Annotated in this window: 22 protein-coding genes; 11 read left to right on the top strand and 11 right to left on the bottom strand. The window is 72.8% G+C overall.

Annotated features, from left to right (window positions below):
- Window positions 1-32: 32 nt before the first annotated feature.
- Window positions 33-2921, bottom strand: a complete 2889-nt coding sequence (locus tag CUT83_RS17965) for an AfsR/SARP family transcriptional regulator (protein ID WP_101256877.1) — start codon at window positions 2919-2921, stop codon at window positions 33-35.
- Between the two features lie 375 nt (window positions 2922-3296).
- Here CUT83_RS17965 and CUT83_RS17960 point away from each other — a divergent pair, with 375 nt between their 5' ends.
- From CUT83_RS17960 to CUT83_RS17940, 5 genes are all read left to right on the top strand, one after another.
- Window positions 3297-3983 (top strand): Crp/Fnr family transcriptional regulator, encoded by a 687-nt coding sequence (locus CUT83_RS17960; protein WP_101256876.1) that lies wholly within the window; start codon window positions 3297-3299, stop codon window positions 3981-3983.
- A gap of 106 nt (window positions 3984-4089) precedes the next feature.
- On the top strand, window positions 4090-4875 hold the full coding sequence (locus CUT83_RS17955) for a hypothetical protein (protein ID WP_101256875.1): 786 nt from the start codon (window positions 4090-4092) through the stop codon (window positions 4873-4875).
- Complete coding sequence (locus CUT83_RS17950) at window positions 4872-7151, top strand: hypothetical protein (RefSeq protein ID WP_101256874.1); 2280 nt, start codon at window positions 4872-4874, stop codon at window positions 7149-7151. The genes CUT83_RS17955 and CUT83_RS17950 overlap by 4 nt, the downstream gene beginning before the upstream one ends.
- Entirely contained in the window at window positions 7148-8353 is a 1206-nt protein-coding gene (locus CUT83_RS17945) for a hypothetical protein (protein WP_101256873.1), read from the top strand. The genes CUT83_RS17950 and CUT83_RS17945 overlap by 4 nt, the downstream gene beginning before the upstream one ends.
- A complete protein-coding gene (locus CUT83_RS17940) occupies window positions 8337-8867 on the top strand; it encodes a Pycsar system effector family protein (RefSeq protein WP_240957911.1) in 531 nt (176 codons plus the stop codon). Before CUT83_RS17945 ends, CUT83_RS17940 begins: the two co-directional genes overlap by 17 nt.
- A 55-nt stretch (window positions 8868-8922) precedes the next feature.
- Here the strand turns inward: CUT83_RS17940 and CUT83_RS17935 are convergent, their stop codons facing one another.
- From CUT83_RS17935 to ychF, 3 genes are all read right to left on the bottom strand, one after another.
- Window positions 8923-10341 (bottom strand): ATP-binding protein, encoded by a 1419-nt coding sequence (locus CUT83_RS17935; RefSeq protein ID WP_101256872.1) that lies wholly within the window; start codon window positions 10339-10341, stop codon window positions 8923-8925.
- 343 nt (window positions 10342-10684) lie between these two features.
- Window positions 10685-12328 (bottom strand): AAA family ATPase, encoded by a 1644-nt coding sequence (locus CUT83_RS17930; protein ID WP_101256969.1) that lies wholly within the window; start codon window positions 12326-12328, stop codon window positions 10685-10687.
- 255 nt (window positions 12329-12583) lie between these two features.
- Window positions 12584-13672 (bottom strand): redox-regulated ATPase YchF, encoded by a 1089-nt coding sequence (gene ychF, locus CUT83_RS17925; protein WP_101256871.1) that lies wholly within the window; start codon window positions 13670-13672, stop codon window positions 12584-12586.
- Between the two features lie 139 nt (window positions 13673-13811).
- Here ychF and CUT83_RS17920 point away from each other — a divergent pair, with 139 nt between their 5' ends.
- Complete coding sequence (locus CUT83_RS17920) at window positions 13812-14516, top strand: DUF6542 domain-containing protein (protein ID WP_101256870.1); 705 nt, start codon at window positions 13812-13814, stop codon at window positions 14514-14516.
- Here CUT83_RS17920 and CUT83_RS17915 read toward each other — a convergent pair.
- Complete coding sequence (locus tag CUT83_RS17915; RefSeq protein WP_101256869.1) at window positions 14513-15493, bottom strand: 4-hydroxy-3-methylbut-2-enyl diphosphate reductase; 981 nt, start codon at window positions 15491-15493, stop codon at window positions 14513-14515. The two genes, CUT83_RS17920 and CUT83_RS17915, sit on opposite strands and share 4 nt — an antisense overlap.
- Before the next feature lie 105 nt (window positions 15494-15598).
- Here CUT83_RS17915 and xseA point away from each other — a divergent pair, with 105 nt between their 5' ends.
- On the top strand, window positions 15599-16819 hold the full coding sequence (gene xseA, locus CUT83_RS17910; protein WP_101256868.1) for an exodeoxyribonuclease VII large subunit: 1221 nt from the start codon (window positions 15599-15601) through the stop codon (window positions 16817-16819).
- A 40-nt stretch (window positions 16820-16859) separates the two neighbouring features.
- Window positions 16860-17168, top strand: coding sequence for an exodeoxyribonuclease VII small subunit (locus CUT83_RS17905; protein WP_101256867.1), 309 nt, complete (start codon window positions 16860-16862; stop codon window positions 17166-17168).
- A gap of 78 nt (window positions 17169-17246) precedes the next feature.
- Here CUT83_RS17905 and CUT83_RS17900 read toward each other — a convergent pair whose 3' ends face one another.
- On the bottom strand, window positions 17247-17891 hold the full coding sequence (locus CUT83_RS17900) for a DUF4245 domain-containing protein (protein WP_338104165.1): 645 nt from the start codon (window positions 17889-17891) through the stop codon (window positions 17247-17249).
- A 169-nt stretch (window positions 17892-18060) separates the two neighbouring features.
- Between CUT83_RS17900 and glpX the strand changes: the two genes are divergently transcribed.
- Window positions 18061-19095, top strand: coding sequence for a class II fructose-bisphosphatase (gene glpX / locus CUT83_RS17895; RefSeq protein WP_101256866.1), 1035 nt, complete (start codon window positions 18061-18063; stop codon window positions 19093-19095).
- A gap of 64 nt (window positions 19096-19159) precedes the next feature.
- Here the strand turns inward: glpX and CUT83_RS17890 are convergent, their stop codons facing one another.
- Together CUT83_RS17890 and CUT83_RS17885 are read right to left on the bottom strand one after the other, a co-directional pair.
- Entirely contained in the window at window positions 19160-19519 is a 360-nt protein-coding gene (locus CUT83_RS17890; protein WP_101256865.1) for a WhiB family transcriptional regulator, read from the bottom strand.
- Between the two features lie 265 nt (window positions 19520-19784).
- A complete protein-coding gene (locus tag CUT83_RS17885; RefSeq protein ID WP_240957928.1) occupies window positions 19785-20714 on the bottom strand; it encodes a LysR substrate-binding domain-containing protein in 930 nt (309 codons plus the stop codon).
- 225 nt (window positions 20715-20939) lie between these two features.
- Between CUT83_RS17885 and CUT83_RS17880 the strand changes: the two genes are divergently transcribed.
- Both CUT83_RS17880 and CUT83_RS17875 read left to right on the top strand, forming a co-directional pair.
- Complete coding sequence (locus CUT83_RS17880) at window positions 20940-21494, top strand: peroxiredoxin (protein ID WP_093847990.1); 555 nt, start codon at window positions 20940-20942, stop codon at window positions 21492-21494.
- Between the two features lie 17 nt (window positions 21495-21511).
- The gene (locus CUT83_RS17875; RefSeq protein WP_101256864.1) at window positions 21512-22078 is read left to right on the top strand and encodes an alkyl hydroperoxide reductase; all 567 of its coding nucleotides are present in this window, start codon (window positions 21512-21514) and stop codon (window positions 22076-22078) included.
- Window positions 22079-22203: 125 nt separating this feature from the next.
- On the opposite strand, the gene CUT83_RS17870 is transcribed toward CUT83_RS17875, so the two are convergent.
- The 3 genes from CUT83_RS17870 to fomD form a co-directional block, all read right to left on the bottom strand.
- Complete coding sequence (locus CUT83_RS17870; protein ID WP_101256863.1) at window positions 22204-24318, bottom strand: SpoIIE family protein phosphatase; 2115 nt, start codon at window positions 24316-24318, stop codon at window positions 22204-22206.
- Window positions 24319-24365: 47 nt separating this feature from the next.
- Window positions 24366-25043, bottom strand: coding sequence for a class I SAM-dependent methyltransferase (locus tag CUT83_RS17865; RefSeq protein WP_101256862.1), 678 nt, complete (start codon window positions 25041-25043; stop codon window positions 24366-24368).
- Window positions 25044-25219: 176 nt separating this feature from the next.
- Complete coding sequence (fomD, locus tag CUT83_RS17860; RefSeq protein ID WP_101256861.1) at window positions 25220-25903, bottom strand: cytidylyl-2-hydroxypropylphosphonate hydrolase; 684 nt, start codon at window positions 25901-25903, stop codon at window positions 25220-25222.
- Between the last annotated feature and the right edge of the window lie 84 nt (window positions 25904-25987).

The following is a 25987-nucleotide window of genomic DNA, read 5'->3' as shown; positions in this document are numbered from 1 at the left end:
CGGCGCCGGAGGCGGCACGCCCCGCGAACACGTCAGCACGGCGAACGCAGCTTCGCGTCCACGAGTTCGGCCTGCTCGCACACCTGGAGCCGGCGCCACGTCGACAGGGAACGGTGGAAATAGCGTCTGGCGGTCTGCTCCCGGCCGGTCGCCCGGTGCAGTTCGCCCAGCAGACACGCGACGCGCGCCTCGGCCCGGCGGTCGCCGAGCTGCCGCTGCACGGCGAGCGCGTCCACCAGCAGCGCCGACGCCTGGCCCGCGTCGCCCTGCCGCAGGCACAGCTCCCCGACGCTCTGCTGCACATAGGCCGCGCAGTGCGTGTCGGCCAGCTCGTCGAAGATGCCGAGCGCCCGCTCCAGTTCGGCCCGCGCGGCGTGCGGTTCGCCGCGCAGTTCGTGCAGCACCGCGATCCGGCGGCGCACCTGCGCCTCCCGGTGCCGGTCGCCGACGGCACGGGACAGCTCCAGGGCGCCGTCGAGCCACGGCGCCGCGGCGTCCGGGGCCCGGCGCTCCAGCCACACCGAGGCGATCGCGTTGTGCGCGACCGCCTCGCCGTGCGGGTCGCCCGCGCCGCCGAACCCGCGCAGCGCGTCGGTGAACTCCTTCAGAGCGGCGTCGAGATCGCCCACCACCCGGTGCACGGAACCGGCCCCCACCGCGGCGACCGCCTCGCCCGACGGATGCCCCAGCCGGGCGAAGAGCGCCCGTGAGGTGACGAACGACTCCAGCGCGTCCGTGTACCGGTCCTGGTAGAGGTGGAGTTGGCCCAGGTTGCGCAGCAGCGCCGCGGCCCGGGCGCCGGCCGGCTCCGGCATCGCGTCGAGTACGAGCCGGTGTGTTCTCAGCCAGTCGCCGTAGTAGCCGCGCATGTCGAAGAAGCCCGCCAGCTCGATGGCGAGATCGGCGGCCCGGGAGACATCGCCCAGCCGCAGCGCGGACTCCACCGACCGGACCAGCAGCCGGCGCTCGGTCTCGAACCACTCGACGGCCCGGGCGCGCACCGCGCCCGCGACCTCGGCGGCCGGCCCGGTCGGCCGGGCCGGTTCCCCGAGCACCCCCAGAAAGCGGGTGGGCATCGCCGAGTTCGCGCAGCGGGCGAGCGCGATCAGGGCGTCGACGACCTGCAGCCGGCGCCGCCGGAGCACACCCGCTCCGTCCGCCTCGGCCAGCTCCCGGGCGTAGCAGCGCAGCAGGTCGTGCATCCGGTGACGCTGCAGCCCCAGCCGGTCGGTGCCCACCACCTCGACCAGATGCTCGTCGGCCAGCGCCTCCAGCTCTCCCGCGGCCCCGTCGGGGCGGCCCATCGCCACCGCGACGAGCCAGCCGGGCACCGCGTCGCCGGTCAGGTGCCCGAAGGCCCGGAAGGCCGCCGCCGCCTGCTCGGGCAGATGGCGGTAGCTCAGCTCCGCGCTCGCCCGCACCTCCATCTCGCCCGTCTGGAGCTGGTCCAGCCGTCCGCGCTCGTCGTGGAGGAAGTCGGCCAGCGTGCCGACGCTCCAGCCCGGCCGGTTGGCCAGCCGGGAGCCGGCGATCCGTACGGCCAGCGGCAGCGAGCCGCAGCCGGCGAGCACCCGGTCGGCGTCGGCGCCCTCCCGGCGCAGCCGGTCCTCCCCCACGATCGCGCCGAGGAGCGCGCGGGCCTCGTCGTGTCTCATCACGCCGATGGGGAAGTGGTGCGCCGGCAGCCCCGGCATCCGGCGGCGCGAGCTGACGAGCACCGCCGATCCGCCGGTCCCCGGGAGCAGGGGGCGCACCTGCGCGGCGCCCGCCGCGTCGTCGAGGACGACGAGGAACCGGCGCTGCGCCATACGCGAGCGCAGCAGCGCGGCCCGCTCGCCCGGTTCACCGGGAACCGCGCTGTCGATGACGCCGAGCCCCCGCAGCATCTCGGCCAGGACGTCGGCCGGTTCGCGCGGGCGGTCGCTCATCCCGCCCAGGTCCACGAAGAGCTGGCCGTCGGGGAAGGCGTGGCACACCCGGTGGGCCACATGGACCGCCAGGGTCGTCTTGCCCGAGCCCGGCGGACCCGACAGGACGGCGACGACCGGCTGCCGGCCGGCCGCCGACAGCAGCCGCTCCAGCGCGCCGACCTCCTCCGACCGGCCGGTGAAGTCCGGTACGTCCATCGGCAGCTGGCGCACCGGCTCGGCCGGTACCGGCCGGCGCCGGCCGGTGTAGCCGTTTACCTCCTCCCCGGTGCGGCGCAGGGAGGCGCCCGGTTCGACCCCGAGCTCGGCCGCCAGGATCCGCTCGGCCTCGGCGTAGGCGGCACGGGCCTGCGCGGTGCGGCCCGCCCCGTGCAGCGCCCGCACCAGCATCTGCCACAGGTCCTCGCGCAACGGGTCCTCGGCGAGGCGGGAGCGCAGCTCCGCGACCAGCGGCGCGTACTCCCCCATGCGAAGCCGCACTTCGAGGCACTCGCCGACCGCGGCCGACCGCGCCTCCTCGGCCCTGGCGACCACCGGATCCCACACCACGCTGGACGGCACGTCCTGCAGCACGCTGCCGCGCCAGAGACCGAGGGCCGACTCGTAGCGGCGCAGCGCCGCCTCGTCGTCGCCGCGGTCGCGCTCCGCGCGGGCCCGCTCCAGCCGCTGCTCGAAGAGCGACATGTCGATGTCGCCGGGCGCGGCGTCGAGCGCGTACCCCGACGGCCGGGTGCTCAGCCCGCCGGTGGCGACCCCCGCCTCCTCCAGGGCGCGGCGCAGTGCGCGCACATAGGTGCGGACGTTGGCGACGGCGGACCTGGGGGCGCCGCCGGGCCACAGGACCTCGATCAGCATGTCGAGCGAGACGAAGGCCCCGGGCTGCAGCAGCAGCGTGGCGAGGACCGCCCTCGGCTTGGGGCCGCCGATGCGGACCTCGGCACCGCGCCCCCTCACCCTCAGCGGCCCCAGCACCCCGAAAGTCGGATCCCCCATCCACGCGCCCTCCGCGACGGTCCGTGGCTCGGGGGCACAGCGTACTGGCGTACGAGGGCCTCGGACAGGTGCGCGCGGAACGCCGCTCTCCGCGGCGGACGCCGGCCGTCCCCGAGGTGTCGTACGGGTGCCGTGCGGGCGTCCTCGGACGGCCCTGCGGGCCGTTGACGACGGCCGGGACGTCCACGCTCCTCGGCCTCCACGCCTCCTCCGCCACCGGGCGGTACGGACGGGGGAGGACCGGGGCGCCGCGCGGGCTCCGCGCCGGTTCGCCGGACACCGCTCACCGATGCCCTGTGCCACTTCGGTCACCCGGCTGAAAGACGGCACCCGCTGAACTACTCTGTGTGCCCTGCCGAGCACCATGGGGGGACCGTGGGGTTATTCGGAGAGAATCAGGTTTTCCTGAGCAGACTGGCCCATGCCGACCGGCAGTCGCTGCTGGCTCTCGGACACCGGCGGGTCTACCGGTCGCAGGAGGAACTCGTCGGTGAGGGCTCGTCGACCACCTTCGTCCTGCTGATCCTCACCGGCTGGTGCACGGTGTGGCGGGCCACCGAGCGGGGGCGCCTCATCCTGGCGCTGCGTCAGGCCGGGGAGATCGTCGGCGAGATGGCCGCCCTGGACGGACGCCCGCGCAGCGCCACTGTGAGTGCGCTGGGCACCGTGGAGGCCCTCGTGGTGCCGGGCGACCGCTTCCGGCACTTCATGTCGGCCCGCCCCTTCGTGACCGGCCTCGTGATGGCGCAGCTCACCGAGCGGCTGCGCAGCGCCGACGACCAGCGCCGTTCCCTGGCCTCGGCCACCGTCCTGGAACGGCTCGCCGCCTGCCTCGTCGAACTCGCCGACCGTACCGGCCGCCCCGAGAGCGGCTCGACGGTGATCCGGCTCCCGCTGTCGCAGCACGAGATCGCCGCGGCGGTGGGCGCGACCCGTGAGGCGGTGGCGAAGGCGCTGCGGCTGCTCCGCGAGGAGGGGCTGGTGCGCACCGGGCCGAAGGTCATCACGGTCACCGATCCGGAACCGCTGCGGCTGCTCGGCGGTTCGGCGGCGCCGACGTGACGGGCGGGGTGTGTAAACGGCTACAGCGCGGCCCCACCCGCTGCGGGACAGTGACGACGAGGCCGAAGCGGACACCGGGAAGCCCGGGGCGAGAGGCAGTGAGGCGATGCACGGCGAGACGCGGTACGGATTCATCATCAGCCTGGACGCCCAGGGGTCGGGCACGGTCCCCGATCCGGACCGCCCCGGATTGCGCGCGCGGATCTACCAGGTGGCGGAGGACGCCTTCGACAGGGCGGGCATCAGCGACGCCAGGCTGGCCCAGGAGGACCGCGGCGACGGCATTCTCGCCGTGGTGGAGCCGCGTCGCACCGAAGCACTCGCGGGCGAGTGGGTGGAGTACCTCCACCAGAACCTGCGCCAGGTCAACAGGGAGCTGAACCGGCCGCTGCGGTTGCGCGCCGGGCTCAACGTCGGCCCCTTCACCCCGGACGGACAGGGCTTCTCCGGCGCCGCGGTCGACCTCGCCTGCCGGATCGGCAACTGCCCCGAGGCCAAGGCCGTACTGGCCGCCGCACCGGACTCGCCGCTGTTGGTGGCCGTCACCGAGCAGCTCTACCGGGACGTCGTCCGGCACGGCGGCCGGTGGATCGAGCCGGACCACTACCGCCAGTACCACGTCCCGCTCCGGGAGGGGGCGCAACAGCCCTGGTTCACGGTGCCGGGCCGCACCGCACCGCCACCGCTCCCCGGCCGGGAGGAGAGCGCCGTACCGCCGGAGGAGGACGGGCCGCCGGAGGAGGACACCGGACGGCGGGACGGCGCCGGGGACGACTTCCGGTTCGGCACCGTGACCCATTACGGCTCCGGGCAAGTGCTGCAGGGCAAGTTCGGTGACCTCACCTTCGACCGGCGTCGCGGCGGTGCCGACGGCTCCGGAGGACGCGCATGAGCGCCGGTGACACGGACGCCCCCGAGGCCCGGGCGGACAGCGCGCCCGGAACGGACGGAGGCGGCGGAAGCGGCGGAAGCGGCGGAGGCGGCGGCCGACCGCAGTCGGACCGGCCCGGAGGGCAGGACCGCGGACCACGGCAGGACGACGGCCCCGCCGCGCCCGGCGGGCCCCCGGAGGACGAACTCTTCGGCGACTTTGAGACCGCCCCGTCGGCCAAGGAGGGGCGGGCAGCGGCGGGAGGGGCCGCCGCCCGCATCGCGCGCGAGTCCCGGGCGTTCTTCCTGCGCGACTCCAGCACCTACGTCGGCGGCACCATCGGGGCGGTCAACTTCCGCTTCGGTGACACCGCCCGGGCGTCCCTGCTCGCCGGACCACTGCCCGAGGACGAACTGCGGCGGCTGCGGCGGCGGTTCACCCGGCCGCCGGACTACGAGGACTTCAAGCGGCAACTGCGTGACGACCGCCTGCTGGTGCTCTGCGGTCAGCCCGGCGGCGGACGGACGTACACCGCCCTGTCGCTCCTCGACGACCTCACCCGCGGGAAGGTCTCCCGGCTGGACCCCGGATCCGACCTCGCCGCCCTGGACTCGGACGACGAGGGCGGTCGCATCGCCGAGGGCCACGGCTACACCCTGGAGCCGGCCGACGGCCGGCTGCCCGCGGAACTGCACCTGGACCGGCTGTGCCGCCTGCTGGCCGACCGCGGCGCCTACGCCGTGCTGCTGTCCGTACCCGCCGCCGGCGTCCCCGGCGCACCGCAGGCCCGCTACCGCCGCGCGCACACACCCGCCGACGAGGACGCCGTACTCGACGGACACCTGGCCGCCGAACTCGACAGCGCGCCCGCCGAGGCGAGAGAGGCGGCCCGGCTGCTGGCCCGCCGGGACACCGTACGGGCCGCGCTGGGACTGGAGACGCTGCTGCCCGCAGAGGCCGCCAGGCTCGCCGGTCTCGTGGCGCGGCACGTCACCGGCGAGCTGACCGAGGAGGAGCTGCTGACCGCGTGCCGCGGATTCGCCGCCGAGCAGGTCCGCGAGTGGTTCGCGGGCGGCGCGGCGTCCGAGACCCTGCCCGCGCTGCGGGACGCGGCATACCGGATCGCACTCGCGGTGTTCGGCAACAGCTCCTTCAACGTCGCCGCCGAGGCCGCGGAACTCCTCACCTGGGAACTGGCGGTGACCGCCGATCCCGAGCGGGTGCCCGGACGGCCGCTGCTCGGCGACGGCCTGGAGACCAGGCTCACCTCGGCCCGCGCCACCACCCGGATCAGCCTCCAGCCGGTGGTGGCGGGCGAGGACATCCCGGTCCGCACCGTACGGTTCCTCGGCCCCGCCCTCGCTCCGGCCCTGCTCGCCCATCTGTGGGAGCACCACCACAACATGCGCGGCCCGGTGCTGCGCTGGCTGGACTCGCTCTGCGGGGATCCGCGCGAGGACGTGTGGACCAGGGCCGCCGTGGCGGCGGGCGAACTGTGCCGGCTCGACTGCGCCCACACGCTCGGGGAACTGCTCATCCCGATGGCCGAGTCCGACCAGGCCCGTCGCGGCCTGTTCGTCGCCACCGCCCTGCAGGACGTGCTCGACGACCCGGCGGTCGGCGAGGCGCTGCGGTCGCTGGTGAAGAACTGGGGCGCCCGCGGAGACGGCAATCTCCGGTGGACGGCCGCCGCGGTGCTCAGCCGGGGTACCGCGACCCGGACCATGGCAGAGGCGCTGGGCAGGCTCGGCCGGATCGGCACCTGGGAGGACGGCCGGCTGCGGTCCATCGCGGCGGAGAGCGTCGCACACCTGGCGGGCTCCGCCTCCGGCCGGGAACCGCTGGCCAGGATCCGGGCGTGGCTCGGCGACAGCAGGCGGCAGCATCAGAACCTCGGCCTGGTCAGCACGCTGTTCCTGGCCGAGACGCTGGTGGAGAACGTGTGGAACCCGGCCGCGGAGCTCGCCGGTCACGGGAAGTGGCCGCTGGCGCTGGCGATCTGCGCGACACGTCCGGACCAGGCGTCCGAGGTCGCCGGGCTGCTGTGGACCGCCCTCAACACCAGCCGCTCCTACCGGGCGGCGCTGGATGCCGTGGCCACCTGGCTGCGCACATGCCCCGGCAAGCCGTGGGAGGCGGCCGTGCTCGGCTTCCTGCCCCTGCTGGTGCTGACCGACGACGACCGGCAGCGGATGCTCTCGCTGATCGGAAAACTCGCCCAGGACCCCGACGACCCGCTGGCCCAGGAATACACCCACCGCCTCCTGCAGACGGTCCGGACAGGAAGAACCCGATGAACCAGAACATCCACCACCGAGTACCGGCAGGCAGGCCCTTCGACAACAGTGTGATGCTGCCGGGCGACCTGCGGGGGCCGTTCCTGTTCGAGGTCACGCCGGACGGCCCCTACCAGCACATCGGGCTGCAGCAGGCGGCCGTCGTGCACTACCGCAACGGCGGCCACAGCGTCATCACCGTACGCGGCGCGCGGCACCACGGCAGGCCCCGGCTGGGAAGGCGGCCGGTGTCGGTCTGCATGATCGCCCAGGGCCGGCACCAGACCTCCTTCGAGATGCGGTTGCCCACCCGGGGCGACGAGGGCGACTTCACCTGCGCGGTGGACATCCACTGGGAGGTCCAGGACTTCCTGCTGGCCGCGGAGAAGCGGGTGGTGGACGTCGAGAAGATGCTGCGCGCCCCTCTGCTGGCCCGGCTGCGGACCTTCACCAGGCGCTACGGACTCGACGGCGCCCAGCAGGCCGACGAGGCGATCCAGGCCGAACTGGCCACCGGAAACCAGGCCTCCCTCGGTGCCGACCTCGGCCTGACCACCACGGTGTACGTGCGCATCGACCTGGGCCGGGCCGCCGCCGACCACAAGCAGGCCCTGCTGAACGTGCAGCACACCGCGATCGTGCAGTCGGCGAAGGACCAGGCGGACGCCGCCCGGGTGCAGTCCAACCTGGCCGCCGCGCAGGAGCTCATCGCCGCGGGCGAGGCCGGGCAGTACGCCCACATGCTCGCGCAGGACCCGGCCCGCGCCCAGGAGATCCTGCACGAACTGCAGGGCCAGGCGCGGCAGCAGCGGCAGGGGGCCCTGGAGTACCTCACGCGGCTGATCGACCAGGGCGTCGTACAACGCCACCAGGTGGAGGGGCAGGTGCAGCAGCTCATCGACTACGCCCGGGCGACCGGCAGAGCACTGTTCGACAGCGGTCTGCCGCAGCCCCCGACGGCGCTGCCGGTGCCGCCGGCCGACCAGGCGACCGGACAGTGGATCACCACGGTCCGGGAGCCGGCCGCGCCGGTCGCGGACACGCCGCCCGCACCGCTCGCGCCGGGCGCTCCCCCCATGCCGCCCGTTCCGCCCGCCATGCCGCCGGACACGGCGCGGACGCGGGAGGAGCCGCCGGCGTCGCCCGCCGACGGGGAGGCGAACCACGTCAGGCAGGAGCCGTACCGGCCGGAGCGGGAGGGCACCGATGAGCACGACGGGTGAGCCCGCCACCGGCGTGCCTCCGGCCGGCCAGGAGTCGGCCGTCTACGTGACCGAACGGCTTCTGGCCACCGCTCGGGAGGACCTCGCCCGGGCCGACAGCAAGGCGGCCGTGCTGCTCTCGGGCGCCTTCGCGGTGCCCGTGCTCCTCCTCGGCGGAGAAGTGTGGGCCCCGTCCTCGGTGACCGGCGCCATGAAGGTCCTGTTCGCCGCCGGGGGCGCCTTGTGGGCCGTCGGCACGGCGCTGCTGGCCTGGGTCGTCATGCCCCGCACCGGCACCGCCCGGCCGGGGCCCGGGATGACGTTCTTCAAGGACATCGTCGTGGCGCCGCCGGACACCGAGCGGCTCGTCCGGGCGATCACCGCGGCGGCCCGCGACCGGGTGTCGTGGCTGACGGTGCAGCTGGTGGACGTCAGCCTCATCCTCGACTCCAAGTACCGCTGGCTGCGGTGGGGCACCTGCTGTCTGGCCGCCGGCCTCATGCTGTGCGGAGCGGCCCTGGCGGGCTCGGGATAGCGAGAGCGGCCCGATCGCGCTCACCGGTTCCCGCTCCCCTCCTGCCGTCCGCCTCTCACAGCGGCCACGCGGTCAGCAGATCCCCGGGGCCGTAGACGGCATCGAGCCCTGAGCAGTCGACTCCGCTGCGCGAGACTGCCACGACTGGAACGGGGTCGCTGGTGAGGGCAGCCCGGTGCCGATGGAGAGCTGCCAGGTCATGCCGGTCGAAGGGCGACTGCTCCAGCCACTTGACGGAACCGACGAAGACCAGTTCCTTGGCGATGGGAGCACGATCCGCACCAACGACGTCGATCTCGACGTCGTTGGTGCGGGTCCAGTAGCCCCCCACCACGGGGGCCGCGGGGAGCCGGTCGTCGGGCAGTATCCGGACGAGCGCCTCGCGGACGAGCGGCTCGATCGCCCGGCCGCGCCAACTGGTCCAGCTCTCCCGGATCCGCGCCAAGGTCAGATCGCCCCGCCCCCGCTCGATCTCCTCGATGGAAGGGCCGAGCAGGTACAGCCAGAAGCGCAGGTACGGGTCCGCCACCCGGTAGCGGCGGTCCTTCGACGGACGCGGTGATACGGGCAGTTCCGCGGCGACGATCCGCTTGTCCGCAAGCAGCTCCAGCGCTCGCTGCAGCGGCGTGGCCCTGATTCCGCCGACCGCACGGGCGATGTTGGTGAAGGTCCGCTCGCCGCTGCCGATGGCCGCCAGCACCGTACGCGCCTGAGCCTGCGGGGGGAATTCGGCAGCCAGCGAGCGCTCGGCCGACACCAACAGGGCCGAGACGGGGTCGTTCAGGGCCTCACCCAGAAAGTCCCACAGCCCCGCGCCGTACGGCCACTCCGCACAGATCAGCGGCAGCCCGCCGGTGACCAGCGCGGCGTCAAAGGCTTCCGCCGGCCCCAGTCCAAGCATCCGCCCCACCTCGGCGGGGTTCAGCGGTCCGAGCACCATCTCCCGGCCACGCTGGTGGAAGGGGCGTCCGTAGCTGTTCAGAGCCTCCATCATCGATAGATCGGAGCCGATGAGGATCAGCAGCACCGGCTTGGTCTCCAGCACCCGGTCCCAAGCTCGCTGCAACATTCCCTCAAAGGCACCATCGGCATCCATCAGATACGGCACCTCATCGATGACCAGCACGCTCGCCCGGTCGGCGGGCAGCGCTGCGGCCAGCACGTCGAACGCGGCGTCCCAGCTCTCCGGCCGTGCTGCGGCCACCAACTGCGCCAGCGGCAGCGTCGACGCCTGGGCGTCTCTGGCCAGCCGTGCCAGGTCGTCCCGAGGGGACGCGCCCGTGGCCGCGTAGAACAGGAACGGGGCCCCAGAGCGCTCTGCGAACCGCTCGACCAGCCGCGACTTGCCCACTCTGCGCCGCCCACGCAACATCACGCACCGGCCGGGGCGCTCCCCGCCCGCCCCTGCTGCCACCTTCTGCAGCTCCCGTTCCAAAGTCGCCAGCTCCCGCCGACGGCCTACAAAATTCACCACGCTCTCCGACTCCCACGCAAGGCACTAACAGTAATGTTACTTACATGAATGTTAGTACGCTGCCTCAGCGTCCGGTCTCGACCGCACCCACAGTCACCGACCGTCGCCGCGTCTTCCTCGACCAGAGGACATACCGGACAGTCGTCAGCCCTCTCTGCGGCACGGACGGAAGGGGCGACGGGCAACCCTGTCGAGACCCGGTTCTCAGGTGAAGAGGCATCGGTCCTCCCTGGGCTGTCCCAGCACGGGAGACAGCCCAGGGGCCTCGCCGCAGACAGGCGTTGGGGCTCGCCGACCGCTCATGGCTGCCCTGCGGAGTGCGGGGAAAGCCATGAGCGATCAGTCAGCGGTTCGGCGGAAGGCCATCAGCGAGTTCCTGGTACGCGCCCATGACATCACCCACATGCAGTGTGGTCACCTCGTCCTCCGACGGGACTCCGGAGCTGCCATGCGCGTCGTAGAGCCGCAAGTCCCGAGCCGCGGCAGCCTTCCGGGCAAGTTCGCGCGCGAAGCGGCCATTACCGAGCTGGTCGACCATGCCATTGGTGACGACGAGGTCACATGATGTGCGCAGTGCAACCGCTGCCTCGTCAGTGAGGGCATCACCTTGAGCTTCCAGGAACGACTCCGCGATCAGCACCAGCTCGTCGGCCGAATAAGCGGGGAAATCCACCCGGGTGTTGAAGCGGGAGGCGAGGCCTGGGTTGGTGGACAGGAGATCGGCGATCTCGTTCGGATACCCGGCGAGAACCACAACCAGGCGGTGCCTGTCGTCCTCAGCTCGCTTGAGGAGCACCTGCAGGGCTTCCTTGCCGAAGGCGTCACCGCCCGAGTACCCGGTGTTGGAGAGTGCGTACGCCTCGTCGATGAAGAGAACTCCGTCCAGGGCCTCGTCGATGATCCTGGACGTCTTGATCGCCGTCTCTCCGAGGTGCTGCCCCACGAGGTCAACGCGCTGGGCCTCGACGACGTGGCCTCGGGCCAGCAAACCGAGCCCTGCGAAGACCTTGCCCACGACGCGGGCGACCGTGGTCTTGCCTGTGCCGGGCGGCCCAGCAAATACCAAGTGCTGTGGAGCAGGCGCTGCAGTCAGGCCCCGGTTCCTGCGTACCGCCGCCATCCTCAGCTGTGCCGACAGGCTCCGGACCTGGCGTTTCACCGAGACCAGACCAACCATCTCGTCCAGTTCGGCCATCGCCTCGTCCAGCAGCGCCGAACGTTCATCGTCGCTCAAGACCGCACTGGAGGAGTCCTCACACTGTTCCTGCGCCTGCGCAACCCCAGCAGCCTGGGCGGGCATGCGCGTAGCAGGCGAGGTCACCGCCTTCGCCCGCTGGGCCACATCGCCCAGGGTCGGGCTGTACCGGAACGCTGTCTGGAACTGCTTCAGAGCTTCCTCAGCCCGGCCGAGCTGCTCATACGCATGGCCTCGCAGATAAGCGATCTCCCCGAGAAACCCAGCGTTTTCAGCAAGCACTTGCGGAAGTGGGTTCAGCACGTTGAGCGCCTCATGGGATACACCTTGGGCGATGAGACCGGCCGCAACGTAGAGCTGCGACTCATCTCGCAGGAAAGGGTCCCGGATTCCCTCGGCAAATGTCAGAAGGAGTGGCCAGTTCTTCTTCAAGACGGCGTAGCGTGCGCAGACGAAGCGGGTCTCGTCACAGTCGAGCACCGCTTGGGAGAGCATATTCCATACCTGATCGAGCAGGCCGTCGTCCAAGAGGTTCGCCGCCCTTGCGAGCCACAGGTCGCGGGAGGTCTCCAGCCGGAAGGTCACGTAGCTCCCGATCTGGAACCGGGAGGACAAAGGGGTTCGGAGTTTCATGCGCATGGCGCCGAAGGACTGGGCTTGACCGTGCATGGCCTCGATGGATTGGCTCTGGAGCTCCCCCGTGGCATGGAGTCCCAGCCAAGCATCAGCGGCAACCGGGTTGTGCGCGACGGCGGCGTGAAAGGATTCGGCCGCAGCAGTCCGATTTCCCAGTCTCAGCTGCGTAACCCCTTGGAGCCACGCCTGCTCGCACTTTTTGATTGAACGCCGTGATAAGGACGGCCCCTGCACCCCGATCTCCTCTCTCGTTGGCTGATCACGGCCCTGACACAGACCGGCCCGCGGTCCCGAGGGGCATAGCAGTGACGGCAGCAGGGAGCAACCGCGGAGTCCTCGCGGACCCTGCGTGGACCGCAAAGGCTGCCCGACTCGCTCCGCCGCAAGTCAGACAGCCTTTCACCGGACGTATCAGACGTTGAAGCGGAACTCCACCACGTCGCCGTCGCGCATCACGTAGTCCTTGCCCTCCATGCGGGCCTTGCCCTTGGCGCGGGCCTCGGCCACCGAGCCCGTCTCGACCAGGTCCTCGAAGGAGATGACCTCGGCCTTGATGAAGCCCTTCTGGAAGTCGGTGTGGATCACGCCGGCCGCCTCGGGGGCCGTGGCGCCCTTCTTGATCGTCCAGGCGCGGGCCTCCTTCGGGCCCGCCGTCAGGTACGTCTGGAGGCCGAGGGTGTCGAAACCGACGCGGGCGAGGGTGGCCAGGCCCGGCTCCTCCTGGCCGACCGACTGGAGCAGTTCCAGGGCCTCGTCCTCGTCCAGCTCGGCGAGGTCGGACTCCAGCTTGGCGTTGAGGAAGATCGCCTCGGCCGGGGCGACCAGCTTGCGCTGCTCCTCCTTGAAGGCCTCGTCGGTCAGCTCGTCCTCGTCGACGTTGAAGACGTAGAGGAAGGGCTTGGTGGTGAGCAGGTGCAGGTCGTGCAGGAGCTCGGCCCGCTCGGAGCCCTGGACGATGCCGGCCGAGAACAGCGTGCGGCCCTCGTCCAGGATGGCCTTGGCCTCCTCGACGGCCTTGACCTTGGGCTGGACGTCCTTCTTGATCCGGGACTCCTTCTGGAGCCGGGGCAGGACCTTCTCGATGGTCTGGATGTCGGCGAGGATCAGCTCGGTGTCGATCGTCTCGATGTCGTCCCTCGGCGAGACCCTGCCGTCGACGTGGACCACGTTCTCGTCGTCGAAGGCGCGGATGACCTGGCAGATCGCGTCCGACTCGCGGATGTTCGCCAGGAACTTGTTGCCCAGCCCCTCCCCCTCGCTCGCGCCGCGCACGATGCCGGCGATGTCGACGAAGTCGACGGTCGCGGGCAGGACGCGCTGGGAGCCGAAGATCTCCGCGAGCCGGGCGAGCCGGGAGTCGGGGACGCCGACGACGCCGACGTTCGGCTCGATGGTGGCGAACGGGTAGTTGGCCGCCAGGACGTCGTTCTTGGTCAGGGCGTTGAACAGGGTCGACTTGCCGACGTTGGGCAGGCCGACGATTCCGATCGTGAGCGACACGTGGCGACTTCCCGTAGCGAGAGGATCTTGGTGGACCGGCCCGGATGGGGGCCGATCCACCAGTCTACGGGCACTCCAAAGGGCGGCCCTGGCGTGTCCGTCCCGGGCTCCGGGCCGGTGCCCGGCCTACGTTGGTGCGGTGGAGCAACACAGTGCGCGCATCCCCCGTCTCCGTCCGCGACGCCGGACGACGAAGTCCTCGTCCTCGTCCCCCGAAACCGGCTCGTCCCCCGAAACCGGGGAGAGCACGCGCCGGAGCGCGCCGGAGCGGCCCGCTCCGGGCCCGCTCCGCACGGACGCCCGGGCCGCACGGGCCACACGGGACGCCCGGCGCGAGTGGCCGCCGGGCGCGCGCCTGACCGGGCTGGGCTGCGGGCTGCTGGCCACGGGCGCGATGCTGCTGGCCGGCGGGCTGGACGCGCTGCTGCTGGACGGCCGGCCCGCCGTCTACGGGATCTCCTTCGTACTGGTCAGCGCCGTGTGCGCGCTGTGGGTGCGCCCGGCCGACCTGGCCGCCGCGCCGATCGCCGCGCCGATCGCGTTCACCGCCGGGCTGGTCTTCGTCAGCGCGGGCTCGGGCGGGCCTGCGGACCGGCTGGTGGAGCTGGTGACCGCGCTGGCCGTACACGCCGGATGGCTCTACGGGGGCACCCTGACCGCCGTGGCCGTCGCAGTCGCCCGCGGGCGGGCCGGCCGCAGGCCCGGCACCAGGCGTGCCGGGCCCCGCGGGGTGAGAAGGGCTGCGGCCGGAAGGGGTGGGGACGGGGCGCGGGAGCGGCCCGCGGCCCCGGCCGCCTCCGCCGGCGCGAGGGCCGGGGATGCCGGGGAGCAGCCCGCCGGTTAGCCGGCGGCCCTGCTCCCGGCCTCGGCCCGCAGGTCCCGGCGCAGCTCCTTGGGCAGGGAGAAGGTCAGCTTCTCCTCCATCGGCTGGACGACCTCCACATCGCCGTAGCCGCGCTCGGCCAGCCACTCCAGGACGCCCTCGACCAGCACGTCCGGCACCGAGGCGCCCGAGGTGACGCCGACGGTGGCGACCCCCTCCAGCCATGCCTCGTCGATCTCGGAGGCGTTGTCGACCAGGTGGCCGGCCCTCGCGCCCGCGCCGAGGGCGACCTCGACCAGGCGGACGGAGTTGGAGGAGTTCTTCGAGCCGACGACGATGACCAGGTCGGATTCGGCGGCGACCTGCTTGATCGCGGTCTGGCGGTTCTGGGTGGCGTAGCAGATGTCGTCGCTCGGCGGGCTGATCAGCGCCGGGAACCGCTCCTTGAGCGCGTCGACCGTCTCCATCGTCTCGTCGACCGACAGCGTGGTCTGGGAGAGCCAGACGACCCTTTCCGGGTCGCGCACCTCGACGTTCTCCACGTCCCCGGGGCCGTCGACCAGCGTGATGTGGTCGGGGGCCTCACCGCTGGTGCCGATGACCTCCTCGTGGCCCTCGTGGCCGATCAGGAGGATGTCGTAGTCGTCCTTGGCGAAGCGGACGGCCTCCTTGTGGACCTTGGTCACCAGGGGGCAGGTGGCGTCGATGGTCGCCAGCTTCCGCCGCTCGGCCTCCTCGTGGACGACCGGGGCGACCCCGTGGGCGGAGAAGATCACGATGGAGCCCTCGGGCACCTCCTCCGTCTCGTCGACGAAGATCGCGCCCTTCTTCCGCAGGGTCTCCACGACGTACTTGTTGTGGACGATCTCCTTGCGCACGTAGATCGGCGCGCCGTACTGCTCCAGCGCCTTCTCGACGGCGATCACGGCGCGGTCGACGCCCGCGCAGTAGCCGCGGGGCGCGGCGAGGAGGACCCGGCGTGCGGTCGTAGCAGTCATGGGGCCATCGTACGGGCCCGGGCCGCGGGCGCCCGGCGGGGCGGGACGGGCGGGCCGACAGGCGGGCGGGCCCCGGTTGTCGGCGGGTGCCGCTAGCCTCCTTCCATGGCTCTCAACACGTCGCCCGAGGCGCCGGTCCCCGTCGGCGAGGTGTCGCGGCTGATCGGCGGATGGATCGACCGGCTGGGCGCGGTGTGGGTCGAGGGGCAGATCACCCAGCTCTCCCGGCGCCCCGGCGCGGGAATGGTGTTTCTGACCCTGCGCGACCCCTCCTACGACGTCTCGCTGACCGTGACCTGCTACCGCGCCGTCTTCGACAAGGTGGCGGACGTGGTGGGCGAGGGCGCCCGGATCGTGGCGCTGGGCAAGCCGGAGTGGTACGCGCCGCGCGGTCAGCTCTCCCTGCGGGTGGGCGAGATCCGGCCGGTGGGGATGGGCGAGCTGCTGGCGCGGCTGGAGCAGCTGAAGAGGTCGCTGGCCGCCGAGGGGCTGTTCGCGGCCGAGCGGAAGAAGCCGCTGCCGTTCCTGCCCGGTCTGGTCGGCCTGGTCACCGGCCGTGCCTCCGCGGCCGAGCGGGACGTGCTGGAGACGGCGCGGCAGCGCTGGCCCGCGGTCCGCTTCGCCGTGCGCAACGTGGCCGTGCAGGGCGTGCACGCGGTGCCGCAGGTGATCGACGCGGTGCGGGAGCTGGACGCCGACCCGGCCGTGGACGTGATCATCGTGGCCCGGGGCGGCGGCAGCGTGGAGGATCTGCTGCCCTTCTCCGACGAGCGGCTGGTGCGGGCGGTGGCCGGCTGCGTCACCCCGGTGGTCTCGGCCATCGGGCACGAGCCGGACACCCCCCTGCTGGATCTGGTCGCCGACCTGCGCTCCCGTACGCCCACCCATGCCGCCAAGGACGTCGTGCCGGACGTGCGCGAGGAGCTGGAGCGGGTGCGGCAGCTGCGCGAGCGGGCGCTGCGGGCGGTCGAGGGGATGCTGGAGCGGCAGGAGCGGGGGCTGGCGGACACCATGAGCCGCCCGGTGATGGCCCGGCCGCACGCGATGGTGGCCGAGCGCGAGGAGCAGGTCGCGGCGGTGCTCGACCGCGCCCGCCGGACGTTCGGGCATCTGCTGGCGCGGGCCGAGGCGGAGCTGGAGCACACCGCCGCCCGGGTCGTCGCCCTCTCCCCCGCCGCGACGCTCGCACGCGGCTACGCGGTGCTGCAGCGGGCCGACGGGAGCGCGGTGCGGACGGCGCGGGAGGTGGCCGACGGCGAGCGGCTGCGCGCCCGGGTGGCCGACGGCGAGCTGACGGTGGTCGCGCGGCGCGGCGAGGAGGAGTGAGCAAGCCTCGCTGTCAGGACCCGACACTAGGCTGAGCGGCATGACAGACACGAGCACGGATGCCCCGCCGGCCGGGGAGATGGGCTACGAGCAGGCGCGCGACGAGCTGGTCGCCGTGGTCCGCCGGCTGGAGGCGGGCGGCTCCACGCTGGAGGAGTCGCTGGCGCTGTGGGAGCGGGGCGAGGAGCTGGCCGCGGTCTGCCGCCGCCGGCTGGAGGGCGCCCGTGCGCGGCTGGACGCGGTGCTGGCCGAGGACGGGGAGGGGACCGCTGACGGCACCGCCGACGGGGTCGCCGAGGACGACGAGGGGGCGGCGGACGGCGCGGGAGCCGCGAACGGGCGGGAGTGACGGGGACGGCCCGGGCGGTCCGGGCGCTGCCGCGCACGGCGGGCGGGGACGCCGCCCACCGCCGGCCGGTGCTTCCGCTCAGTCCTTCCCGGGCGCCCCGGTGGTCTCCTGGGACTCACCCGGCTCACCCGGCTCACCGCCCGCCCCGGCCTCTCCGCTCTCCTCCGGGCTCTCCCCCGGTTCCCCGGCCCGCTCCGCCTCCAGCGCGGCGGCCAGCCGCGTGAGGCTCTCGAAGGGCGCGGTGCCCGTCACCACCGTGGTCACCCCGGACTCCCGCCGGACCAGCGCGTCGTACTTCGCGCCCTCGTAGCGCTCCCACTCCTCGCCGCCGGCCGTCTGGGTGCGGTCGGCCGGTTCCGCGCCGTGGGTGACGCTCCTGATGAACTTCTCCGGCTCGCCGTCGCTCTGCTCCACGGCCGCGTACTGGTCGCCGGGGTCCATGAAGCCCAGGTGCCACACGGCCCCGAGGTCGCTCTGCCGCTTGTAGCTCACCGAGGTCGCGCGCCAGGTGTCCGGCAGCCCCGCGGGCGCCGCCACCGGGTACGGCGCCGCGCGCCGCGCCGTGACCAGCTCCACGTCGTAGCTGATCGGACGCACCGGGTCCAGTGAGTCGTCGTGCGGGACGAGCAGGTACACGAACCCCGCACCCAGAAGGATCACCAGCAACGACAGCACCATGTCCCGGGCCGTCTGCCTACCGCGCTTGTTCTCCGTGCTTGCCACGCCTCCATCGTCCCCCATGCCCGTTTCCGCCCGGACCACCACCCCCATCGCGCTCATCCGTGGGGCAGCCTGCTCACTTTGCCACTGCTCCGGATAGGGTCGAAGGCACCCTCAACACTTCGGCCGTCGCGTTCGGACGCCGTACAGACGTGCAGAAAGGTGCGTCACGATGACCGATCACCACCACCTTCCCTCCCAGCTCGAAGTAAGCCCCGAGGCACCCGACCGCAACCTCGCCCTCGAACTCGTCCGCGTGACCGAGGCGGGCGCCATGGCATCGGGCCGCTGGGTCGGCCGCGGCGACAAGAACGGCGCGGACGGGGCGGCCGTCCGCGCGATGCGCACCCTGGTCTCCACCGTCTCGATGAACGGCGTCGTCGTCATCGGCGAGGGGGAGAAGGACGAGGCCCCGATGCTCTACAACGGCGAGCGCGTGGGCGACGGGACCGGCCCGGAGTGCGACGTGGCCGTGGACCCGGTGGACGGCACGACACTGACCGCCAAGGGCATGGGCAACGCGGTGTCGGTGCTGGCCGTGGCCGAGCGCGGTTCGATGTTCGACCCGTCGGCCGTGTTCTACATGGACAAGCTCGCCACCGGCCCGGAGGCGGCCGAGTTCGTCGACATCACCGCCCCGCCGGCGGTCAACATCCGCCGGGTCGCCAAGGCCAAGGGCGGCACGCCGGAGGACGTCACCGTCGTCATCCTCGACCGGCCGCGCCACGACGGCATCGTCAAGGAGGTCCGGGAGTCCGGCGCCCGGATCAAGTTCATCTCCGACGGCGACGTGGCGGGCGCGATCATGGCCGTCCGCGAGGGCACGGGCGTGGACCTGCTGCTGGGCATCGGCGGTACACCGGAGGGCATCATCGCCGCCTGCGCGATCAAGTGCCTGGGCGGTGTGATCCAGGGCCGGCTGTGGCCCAAGGACGACGAGGAGCGGCACAAGGCGGTCGACGCGGGTCACGATCTGGACCGCGTCCTGACCACCGACGACCTGGTCAGCGGCGACAACGTGTTCTTCGTCGCCACCGGCATCACCGACGGCGACCTGCTGCGGGGGGTGCGCTACCGCGCGGAGACGGCCACCACCCAGTCCCTGGTGATGCGGTCGAGGTCCGGCACCATCCGCCAGATCGACTCCACCCACAAGCTGTCGAAACTGCGCGCCTACAGCGCGGTCGACTTCGACCGGGCCCGCTGACGCGCCCGGCGGCGGGCCGCCGGGCCCGCCGCCGCGGGGCGGGGCCGGGGTACGGCGGGAACCGTCAGGCGATACGGGACACCTGGGCCGGCTGCCCCAGCTCGGCGTCGCGGCGACGGCGGCGGGCGAGCATCACTCTGCGCTCGGCCGCGGTCAGCCCGCCCCACACTCCGTACGGTTCGGGCTGGAGCAGCGCGTGCTCACGGCACTCGACGAGCACCGGGCAGCGGGCGCAGACCCGCTTGGCCGCCTGTTCGCGCGAAAGACGGGCCGCCGTGGGCTCCTTGGAGGGCGCGAAGAACAGGCCGGCCTCGTCCCTGCGGCAGACCGCCTCGGAGTGCCACGGTCCGGTTTGCTCGCGCGATGAGGTGCGCTGGACGGGGACGACGGCGGCCTGCGGAGACTGATGCGGCGTTTGCAGCACGGTCCACTCCTGACGACGGCTACGGCTGTTCGATCTTTCGATTGAGTCACCCTGACCCGCCTTGCTGCGCACGGCAGTTCGCGCTGCGGCCGTACGAGAGACGATGCATCGGCTCTACCCACTGTGCGCACGCTTATGCATACGGTGGCGTACGGCCGGACGGCCCGCCGCGCACCCTTCCGGAGGTGCCCGGCAGGGCGTACGGCCGCCGTGTGCGCAGCGTGACGTGCGGCGGGCCGGGCCGGGGTGCGCATCCGGCGCACCGTCAGTCCACGAGGCGCACCGGAAGCGGACGCATTGCCTCCCGCAAATCCTTGGCGAGCACCGCGAACTCGTCCCGCCGGGCCGTTCCCGCCCGCATCGCCAGGCCGATCCGACGCGCGGGCGCGGGGTCGGCGAAGCACGCGGTCGCCAGCAGTTCGTTGCGCTCCGTCTCCACGTGCAGCGAGGTGCGCGGCAGCAGCGTCACGCCCAGGCCGCCGGCGACGAGCTGGACCAGGGTGGACAGCCCCGCCGCGCTCGTGGTGGCCGGCACCCCCTCGGTCCGCCCGGCCTCCCGGCACACGTCCAGGGCCTGCTGCCGCAGGCAGTGCCCCTCGTCCAGAAGCAGCAGTTCCAGACCGCGCAGCGTCTCGCGGGGCAGACGGTCCCGGCCGGCCAGTTCGTGTCCGGACGGGGTCACCAGCACGAAGTCCTCGTCGAACAGGGGCACCGTCTCCACCCCGCCGGCGCCCGCGGCCTGCGGCGCGCCGGGCGGCACCGCGAGCAGCAGCAGGTCGAGCCGCCCGGCCACCAGGCCGTCGAGCAGTGAGGCGGTCTGCTCCTCGTGCACCTGCAGGTCCAGTGCCGGATAGCGATCGTGAACGAGCCTCAGGATCGTCGGCAGCAGATAGGGGGCGCAGGTCGGGATCACTCCCAGTCGCAGCGCGCCCGTGAAGGGGGCGCGCGCCGCCTCCGCCTCCTCCAGCAGGTCCTCCACCGCGTCCAGCACTGTCCGGGCTCTGGACGCCAGACGCTCACCCGCCGGTGAGAGCAGTACTCTTCGGGTCGTACGCTCCAGCAGCCTCACGCCCAGCGACTCCTCCAGCGCCGCGACGGCGCCCGAGAGAGCCGGCTGGCTCATCCCGATCTCCGCGGCGGCCTCCCGGAAGTGAAGGTTGTCCGCCACGGCCGCGAACGCCCGCAACTGGGACAGCGTGGGCCGGCGGGTCCGCCGGCCGTGGGGCGCCGTCCCCTGCTGGGGGTGTCCGCGGGACTCCCGGCGCGGCCTGTGTGCCGACAGGGCCACTGATAACCACCTCCGATCAATGCCAGTGAGTCTAGCTATTTCTGTGATCAATGTGGGCTATGGCAGTGTGGATCGCGTCCAACCCTCAGGAAAGCCCCGCCATGGGGCGTTTCCACGCAACAAGGAGCGAGCGTGCTCACTGTCGGTGACAAGTTCCCCGAGTTCGATCTGACCGCCTGTGTGGACCTCGACGCCGACAAGGCGTTCGAGCAGATCAACCACAAGACCTACGAGGGCAAGTGGAAGGTCGTCTTCTTCTGGCCGAAGGACTTCACCTTCGTCTGCCCGACCGAGATCGCCGCCTTCGGCAAGCTGAACGACGAGTTCGCCGACCGCGACGCCCAGATCCTCGGTGTCTCGGGCGACTCGGAGTTCGTGCACCACGCCTGGCGCAAGGACCACGCCGACCTGCGCGACCTGCCCTTCCCGATGCTGGCCGACCCCAAGCACGAGCTGATGCGGGACTGCGGCGTCGAGGGCGAGGACGGCTACGCCCAGCGCGCCGTCTTCATCGTCGACCAGAACAACGAGATCCAGTTCACCATGGTGACCGCCGGCTCCGTCGGCCGTAACCCCAAGGAGGTCCTGCGGGTCCTGGACGCCCTGCAGACCGACGAGCTGTGCCCCTGCAACTGGTCCAAGGGCGAGGAGACCCTCGACCCGGTCAAGCTGCTCTCGGGCGAGTGAGGGACTGAGACGACGACATGGCTCTCGACGACCTGAAGTCGGCCCTGCCGGCTTACGCCAAGGACCTCAAGCTCAACCTCGGCTCCGTGATAGGCAACTCCGACCTGCCCCAGCAGCAGCTGTGGGGCACGGTGCTGGCCTGCGCGATCGCCTCGCGCTCGCCGAAGGTGCTCACCGAGCTGGAGCCGGAGGCGAAGGCCAACCTCTCCCCCGAGGCGTACACCGCCGCCAAGGCCGCCGCGGCCGTCATGGCGATGAACAACGTCTTCTACCGCACCCGGCACCTGCTGTCGGACCCGGAGTACGGCACCCTGCGCGCGGGCCTGCGGATGAACGTCATCGGCAACCCGGGCGTGGACAGGACCGACTTCGAGCTGTGGTCGCTGGCCGTCTCCGCGGTCAACGGCTGCGGACAGTGCCTGGACTCCCACGAGCAGGTGCTCCGCAAGGCCGGTGTGGACCGCGAGACGGTCCAGGAGGCCTTCAAGATCGCATCCGTCGTCCAGGCCGTCGGCACGGTGCTGGACGCCGAGGCCACGCTGGCCGGAGCGCAGGCGGACGTCCCGGCGGCCGCGGCGGTCTGACGGGCCGCCACGGCCTGAGGGAGCGCCGCGGCCTGACGGGCCGCCGGGAATCCTCCGCATGAACGGACCGGACCCCGCACCACCACCAGTGGTGCGGGGTCCGTTCCGTTCGCCTTGCGGCCGCGCTACGGCATGGGCAGCTCGAACCAGACCACCTTGCCGGTGCTCAGCCGGGTCGCGCCCCAGCGCCGGGCCAGCCGGTTGACCAGGTACAGACCCCGGCCGCCCTCGTCCGTCGCCCTGGCCTGCCGCAGCCTGGGCAGCTGCGGCACGTCGTCGCCGACCTCGCAGCGCAGCGTGTCGGTGCGCAGCAGCCGCAACGTGATGGGCCGCTCGGCGTAGCGGACGGCGTTGGTCACCACCTCGCTGACCAGCAGCTCCACGGAGTCCGACAGCTCCTGCAGCTCCCAGCGCTCCAGCGCCCGCCGCGCCAGGCGGCGGGCCTGCCGCGCGGTCTGGGCGCGCGGATCGAGGTACCAGTAGGCCACGTCGCTGGGCGGGATGCCGTCGAAGCGGGCCGCCAGCAGCGCGATGTCGTCGTCCCTGTCGCCGGGGCCGAGGATGTCCAGCACCTCGTCGCACAGAGGCTCCAGCGGCGGCGGGGTGTCGGGGCGGGTCAGCCCGGCGGTGTCGGTCAGCTTCTCGCGCAGCTGCTCGATGCCGGTCCACACGTCCCGGTGACGGGACTCCACCAGGCCGTCGGTGTAGAGCAGCAGGGTGGCGCCGGCCGGGGCGTCCAGCTCCACCGCCTCGAAGTCCACGCCGCCCACCCCGATGGGCGCCCCGGCCGGGACGCGCAGCACCTCGGCGTGGCCGTCGCGGTGCAGCATCACCGGCGGCGGGTGCCCGGCGTTGGCCACCACGATCCGGTGGGCCACGGGGTCGTAGACGGCGTACAGGCAGGTCGCCATCCGGTCCGATCCCAGGCGCTGGGCCTGCTCGTCGAGGTGGTGCAGCACCTCCTGCGGCGGCAGGTCGAGCCCGGCCAGGGTCTGGGCGGTGGTGCGCAGCTGGCCCATGATCGCCGCGGAGGTCATGGAGTGGCCCATGACGTCCCCGACGACCAGGGCCACCCGGCCGCCGGGCAGCGGTATCGCGTCGTACCAGTCGCCGCCCACCCGGGCGGTCTCGGCCGCCGGGAGGTAGCGGCTGGCCAGCGTCACCCCGGTGGGCTGGGGCAGCTCGTCGGGGAGCATGGTGCGCTGGAGCTCGTCGGCGATGTACGCCTCGCGTCCGTAGAGCACCGCCTTGTCCACGCCCAGCGCGGTGTGCGTGGCCAGTTGCGCGGCCACCAGCAGGTCGTCGCCCTCGAAGGCGGCCCGGTCGGCGCGGCGCAGGAACACGGCCGCGCCGATGACCCGGCGGCGTCCCCGCAGCGGGGCGAGGATCGCCCGGCGCCCGGCCGGGATCTCGCGGGCGGGGCCGAGCAGCTCGGGCAGTGCCTCGCGGACGGTGGGCGCGTCGCCGAAGACCGGGCGCACCCCGCGCAGCACCTCGGCCAGCGGACCACCACCGCGCACCTCGATCAGCTCCGGCGTCCCGCTCGCCGCGCCCTCCGGCACGGTGTTGAGCAGGGGCAGCGGGAACTCCCCGGTGTCGGAGGGGTCGGCGTCGGCGGACGCCGGGGCGGCGTAGTCGGGCAGCCGGTCGGTGCGGCGCAGCCGCAGCAGGAAGGGCCCGGTGGGCCGCTCGTCCCCCACCGGCAGCGGATCGCGCAGATAGACCAGGATCGCGTCCGAGAACGCCGGGACACTGGCCCGGCACAGCCCGAGCACCGTCTCGTCCAGGTCGACGCCGCGGGCGATCCGCCGGGTGGCGGCTCCCACGAAGCGCAGCCGGTCGCCCCCGCGCCGCTCCCGCTCGGCCCGCTCGTCCGGCTCCTCCGTGCCGGGGTGCCCGGCCGCCGCCGGCCCGGCGCCCAGATCGGCGGGCTCCGGCTCGGCGGGGCGGCTGCGGCCGGCCGGCTCGTCGCCGCCCGCGGGCCGGGCGTGGCCGGTGTGCGGGCGGCGCCCGGCGGCCGGTGCGGGCACCTCCGGCGGGACGGGGGCGTCCCTGGGGGCGGCGGCCGCCAGATCCGACGCGCCCGGCTCGTCCCGGGGATCGGGAAGCGCGGCGTGCGCGGCGTCGGCGCGCCCGGCCGTTCTCTCCGGCGCGGGCGCGGCCGTACGAGCACCGCCGCCCGTCGGCCGGGCAGCGGACTGTCGGGGGGTCGGATACTCCGTCACGCGTTGGGTTTCCATCCGTCCGGGGCCGCGCCGTGCATCGGGCGGGCCCAGCGCTTGAGGACTCAGGGGCGTCGGCAGTTGAGGAAGACCTGTATCTCGGGAGAGACGTCCGTACTGGCCGGCGCGTACGCGAACGACTCCTCCCCGTCGATCTCGAAGCCCGCGTCGGACACCACCTGGCGCAGCTCCTCCCGCAGATAACCGGATACCCGGATCGTGTGGCCCAGGAACGGGATGGCGAAGTCGTCCACGTCCGCCTCGACCATGCCGAGCGCCAGCAGCCCGCCGGGGCGCAGCTGCCCGTGCAGCATCCGCAGGGCGACGGGGATCTCCTTGCGCGGCAGCATCAGCAGCGAGAAGAAGGCGGCGATGCCGTCGAAGGGTCCCAGACCGGCGGTCTCCAGGTCGGCCAGGTCCATCAGGCGGAAGTCGGCGCCGGGGACGTTGGCCCGGCCCAGCTCGATCATGCCGGGCGAGATGTCGATGCCGGTGACCCGGTGGCCGGCGTCGGCGAGCTGCCGGGCGGTGGGGACCCCGGTGCCGCAGCCGACGTCGAGCACCCGCGAGCCGGCGGGCAGCTCCTTCGCCAGCCAGGCGCCGGCGGTCAGCTGCCCCTCCTTGTGGGGGAAGACGTCGTCGTATCGGTCGCCGATCGCGTCGAACGCCTCGGCCTGTCCGGCGCGGTCGATCGCCGCTCTGTCGTAGCCCGTGTACACCTGGTGGCCTTCCGTGTCGCTCACGCTGGGGCTCCTCTCGCGGCGGTGCGCCAAATACCTTGTATGGAAAGGTAGTTGGCTGTGATGGGCTTTCCGCCGAGTCCGGGGGTGATCCTACTTTCGACGCCCGGGGGCACAGCAAGGGAATGCGGAACGTCCTCCGCCATCATGCGAGACGCGCGGCCGCCCCACCATCCCTTTCAACCGATCCGTGCGGGTTCGCGGTCCCAGTCGCCCGGCAGCGGCGGAATCCGCCAGCCGGGATCGGGCCGCCAGTCCTCCCATCCGTCGCGGAAGGGACTGCCCCAGTCGCGCACCACCTCCACCGCGCGCCGCCCGGCGGCCCGTACACGCCCGGCCTGGGCGGCGTCCATCAGGCCGACGCGCTGCGCCTGCTCGAACTCGTCCTCGTCCCGCCACTGCCAGGTTCGGTCGGGGTGGACGGTGATGTCCAGGAAGTGGTCCTCGGAGTCCACTCCGCCCGCCCAGCGGTGCAGGGGCTCCTCCAGATTGACGTACCAGTTCCTGAACCGCCAGCCGCGGTCCCAGAACAGCCACACCGACCAGGGCTCACCGGCCCGCGCGAGCTTGAGGACCCCGGTGCCGAACCACCGCGACCGCACCGCCCGGCGCGGCTTGGTGTAGCGGGTGGCAAGCGGCTCACGGTGCACGGGCGTGCCGTCGGCGAGTTCCGGCTTGACGCAGGCGGTCCCCGGCGCCATCCACACGGCGAGCAGTTCGGGGGTGTCGCGGACGACGGTCACCGGACGGCAGATGTGCAGGGCGTCGCCGCCGTTGGCCCGGTACCGCCACAGGATGTGCTCGCCGACCCTCCAGCGGGTGCCGCCCGCCGCGTGTGTGTGATCCGCCGTGTCCGCCGTCATGCACGGATCTTAGGCCCGCTCCGGGGGCCGGGCCCAGGATCCGGGCCTGCCCGCGGCCCGCGGCGCGGGCCGCGGGCAGGCCCG

The sequence above is a fragment of the Streptomyces barkulensis genome (genome assembly GCF_002843305.1).
In the GTDB taxonomy this organism is placed as follows: domain Bacteria; phylum Actinomycetota; class Actinomycetes; order Streptomycetales; family Streptomycetaceae; genus Streptomyces; species Streptomyces barkulensis.
Note: the sequence above shows the minus strand (reverse complement) of the source record. Positions and strands in the feature narration are given on the sequence as shown.

Coding starts and splice junctions, on each gene's coding strand:
- CUT83_RS17965 (WP_101256877.1), bottom strand. CDS start 2,921: ATGGGGGATCCGACTTTCGGGGTGCTGGGGCCGCTGAGGGTGAGGGGG.
- CUT83_RS17955 (WP_101256875.1), top strand. CDS start 4,090: ATGCACGGCGAGACGCGGTACGGATTCATCATCAGCCTGGACGCCCAG.
- CUT83_RS17950 (WP_101256874.1), top strand. CDS start 4,872: ATGAGCGCCGGTGACACGGACGCCCCCGAGGCCCGGGCGGACAGCGCG.
- CUT83_RS17945 (WP_101256873.1), top strand. CDS start 7,148: ATGAACCAGAACATCCACCACCGAGTACCGGCAGGCAGGCCCTTCGAC.
- CUT83_RS17940 (WP_240957911.1), top strand. CDS start 8,337: ATGAGCACGACGGGTGAGCCCGCCACCGGCGTGCCTCCGGCCGGCCAG.
- CUT83_RS17915 (WP_101256869.1), bottom strand. CDS start 15,493: ATGACTGCTACGACCGCACGCCGGGTCCTCCTCGCCGCGCCCCGCGGC.
- xseA (WP_101256868.1), top strand. CDS start 15,599: ATGGCTCTCAACACGTCGCCCGAGGCGCCGGTCCCCGTCGGCGAGGTG.
- CUT83_RS17905 (WP_101256867.1), top strand. CDS start 16,860: ATGACAGACACGAGCACGGATGCCCCGCCGGCCGGGGAGATGGGCTAC.
- glpX (WP_101256866.1), top strand. CDS start 18,061: ATGACCGATCACCACCACCTTCCCTCCCAGCTCGAAGTAAGCCCCGAG.
- CUT83_RS17875 (WP_101256864.1), top strand. CDS start 21,512: ATGGCTCTCGACGACCTGAAGTCGGCCCTGCCGGCTTACGCCAAGGAC.
- CUT83_RS17870 (WP_101256863.1), bottom strand. CDS start 24,318: ATGGAAACCCAACGCGTGACGGAGTATCCGACCCCCCGACAGTCCGCT.
- fomD (WP_101256861.1), bottom strand. CDS start 25,903: ATGACGGCGGACACGGCGGATCACACACACGCGGCGGGCGGCACCCGC.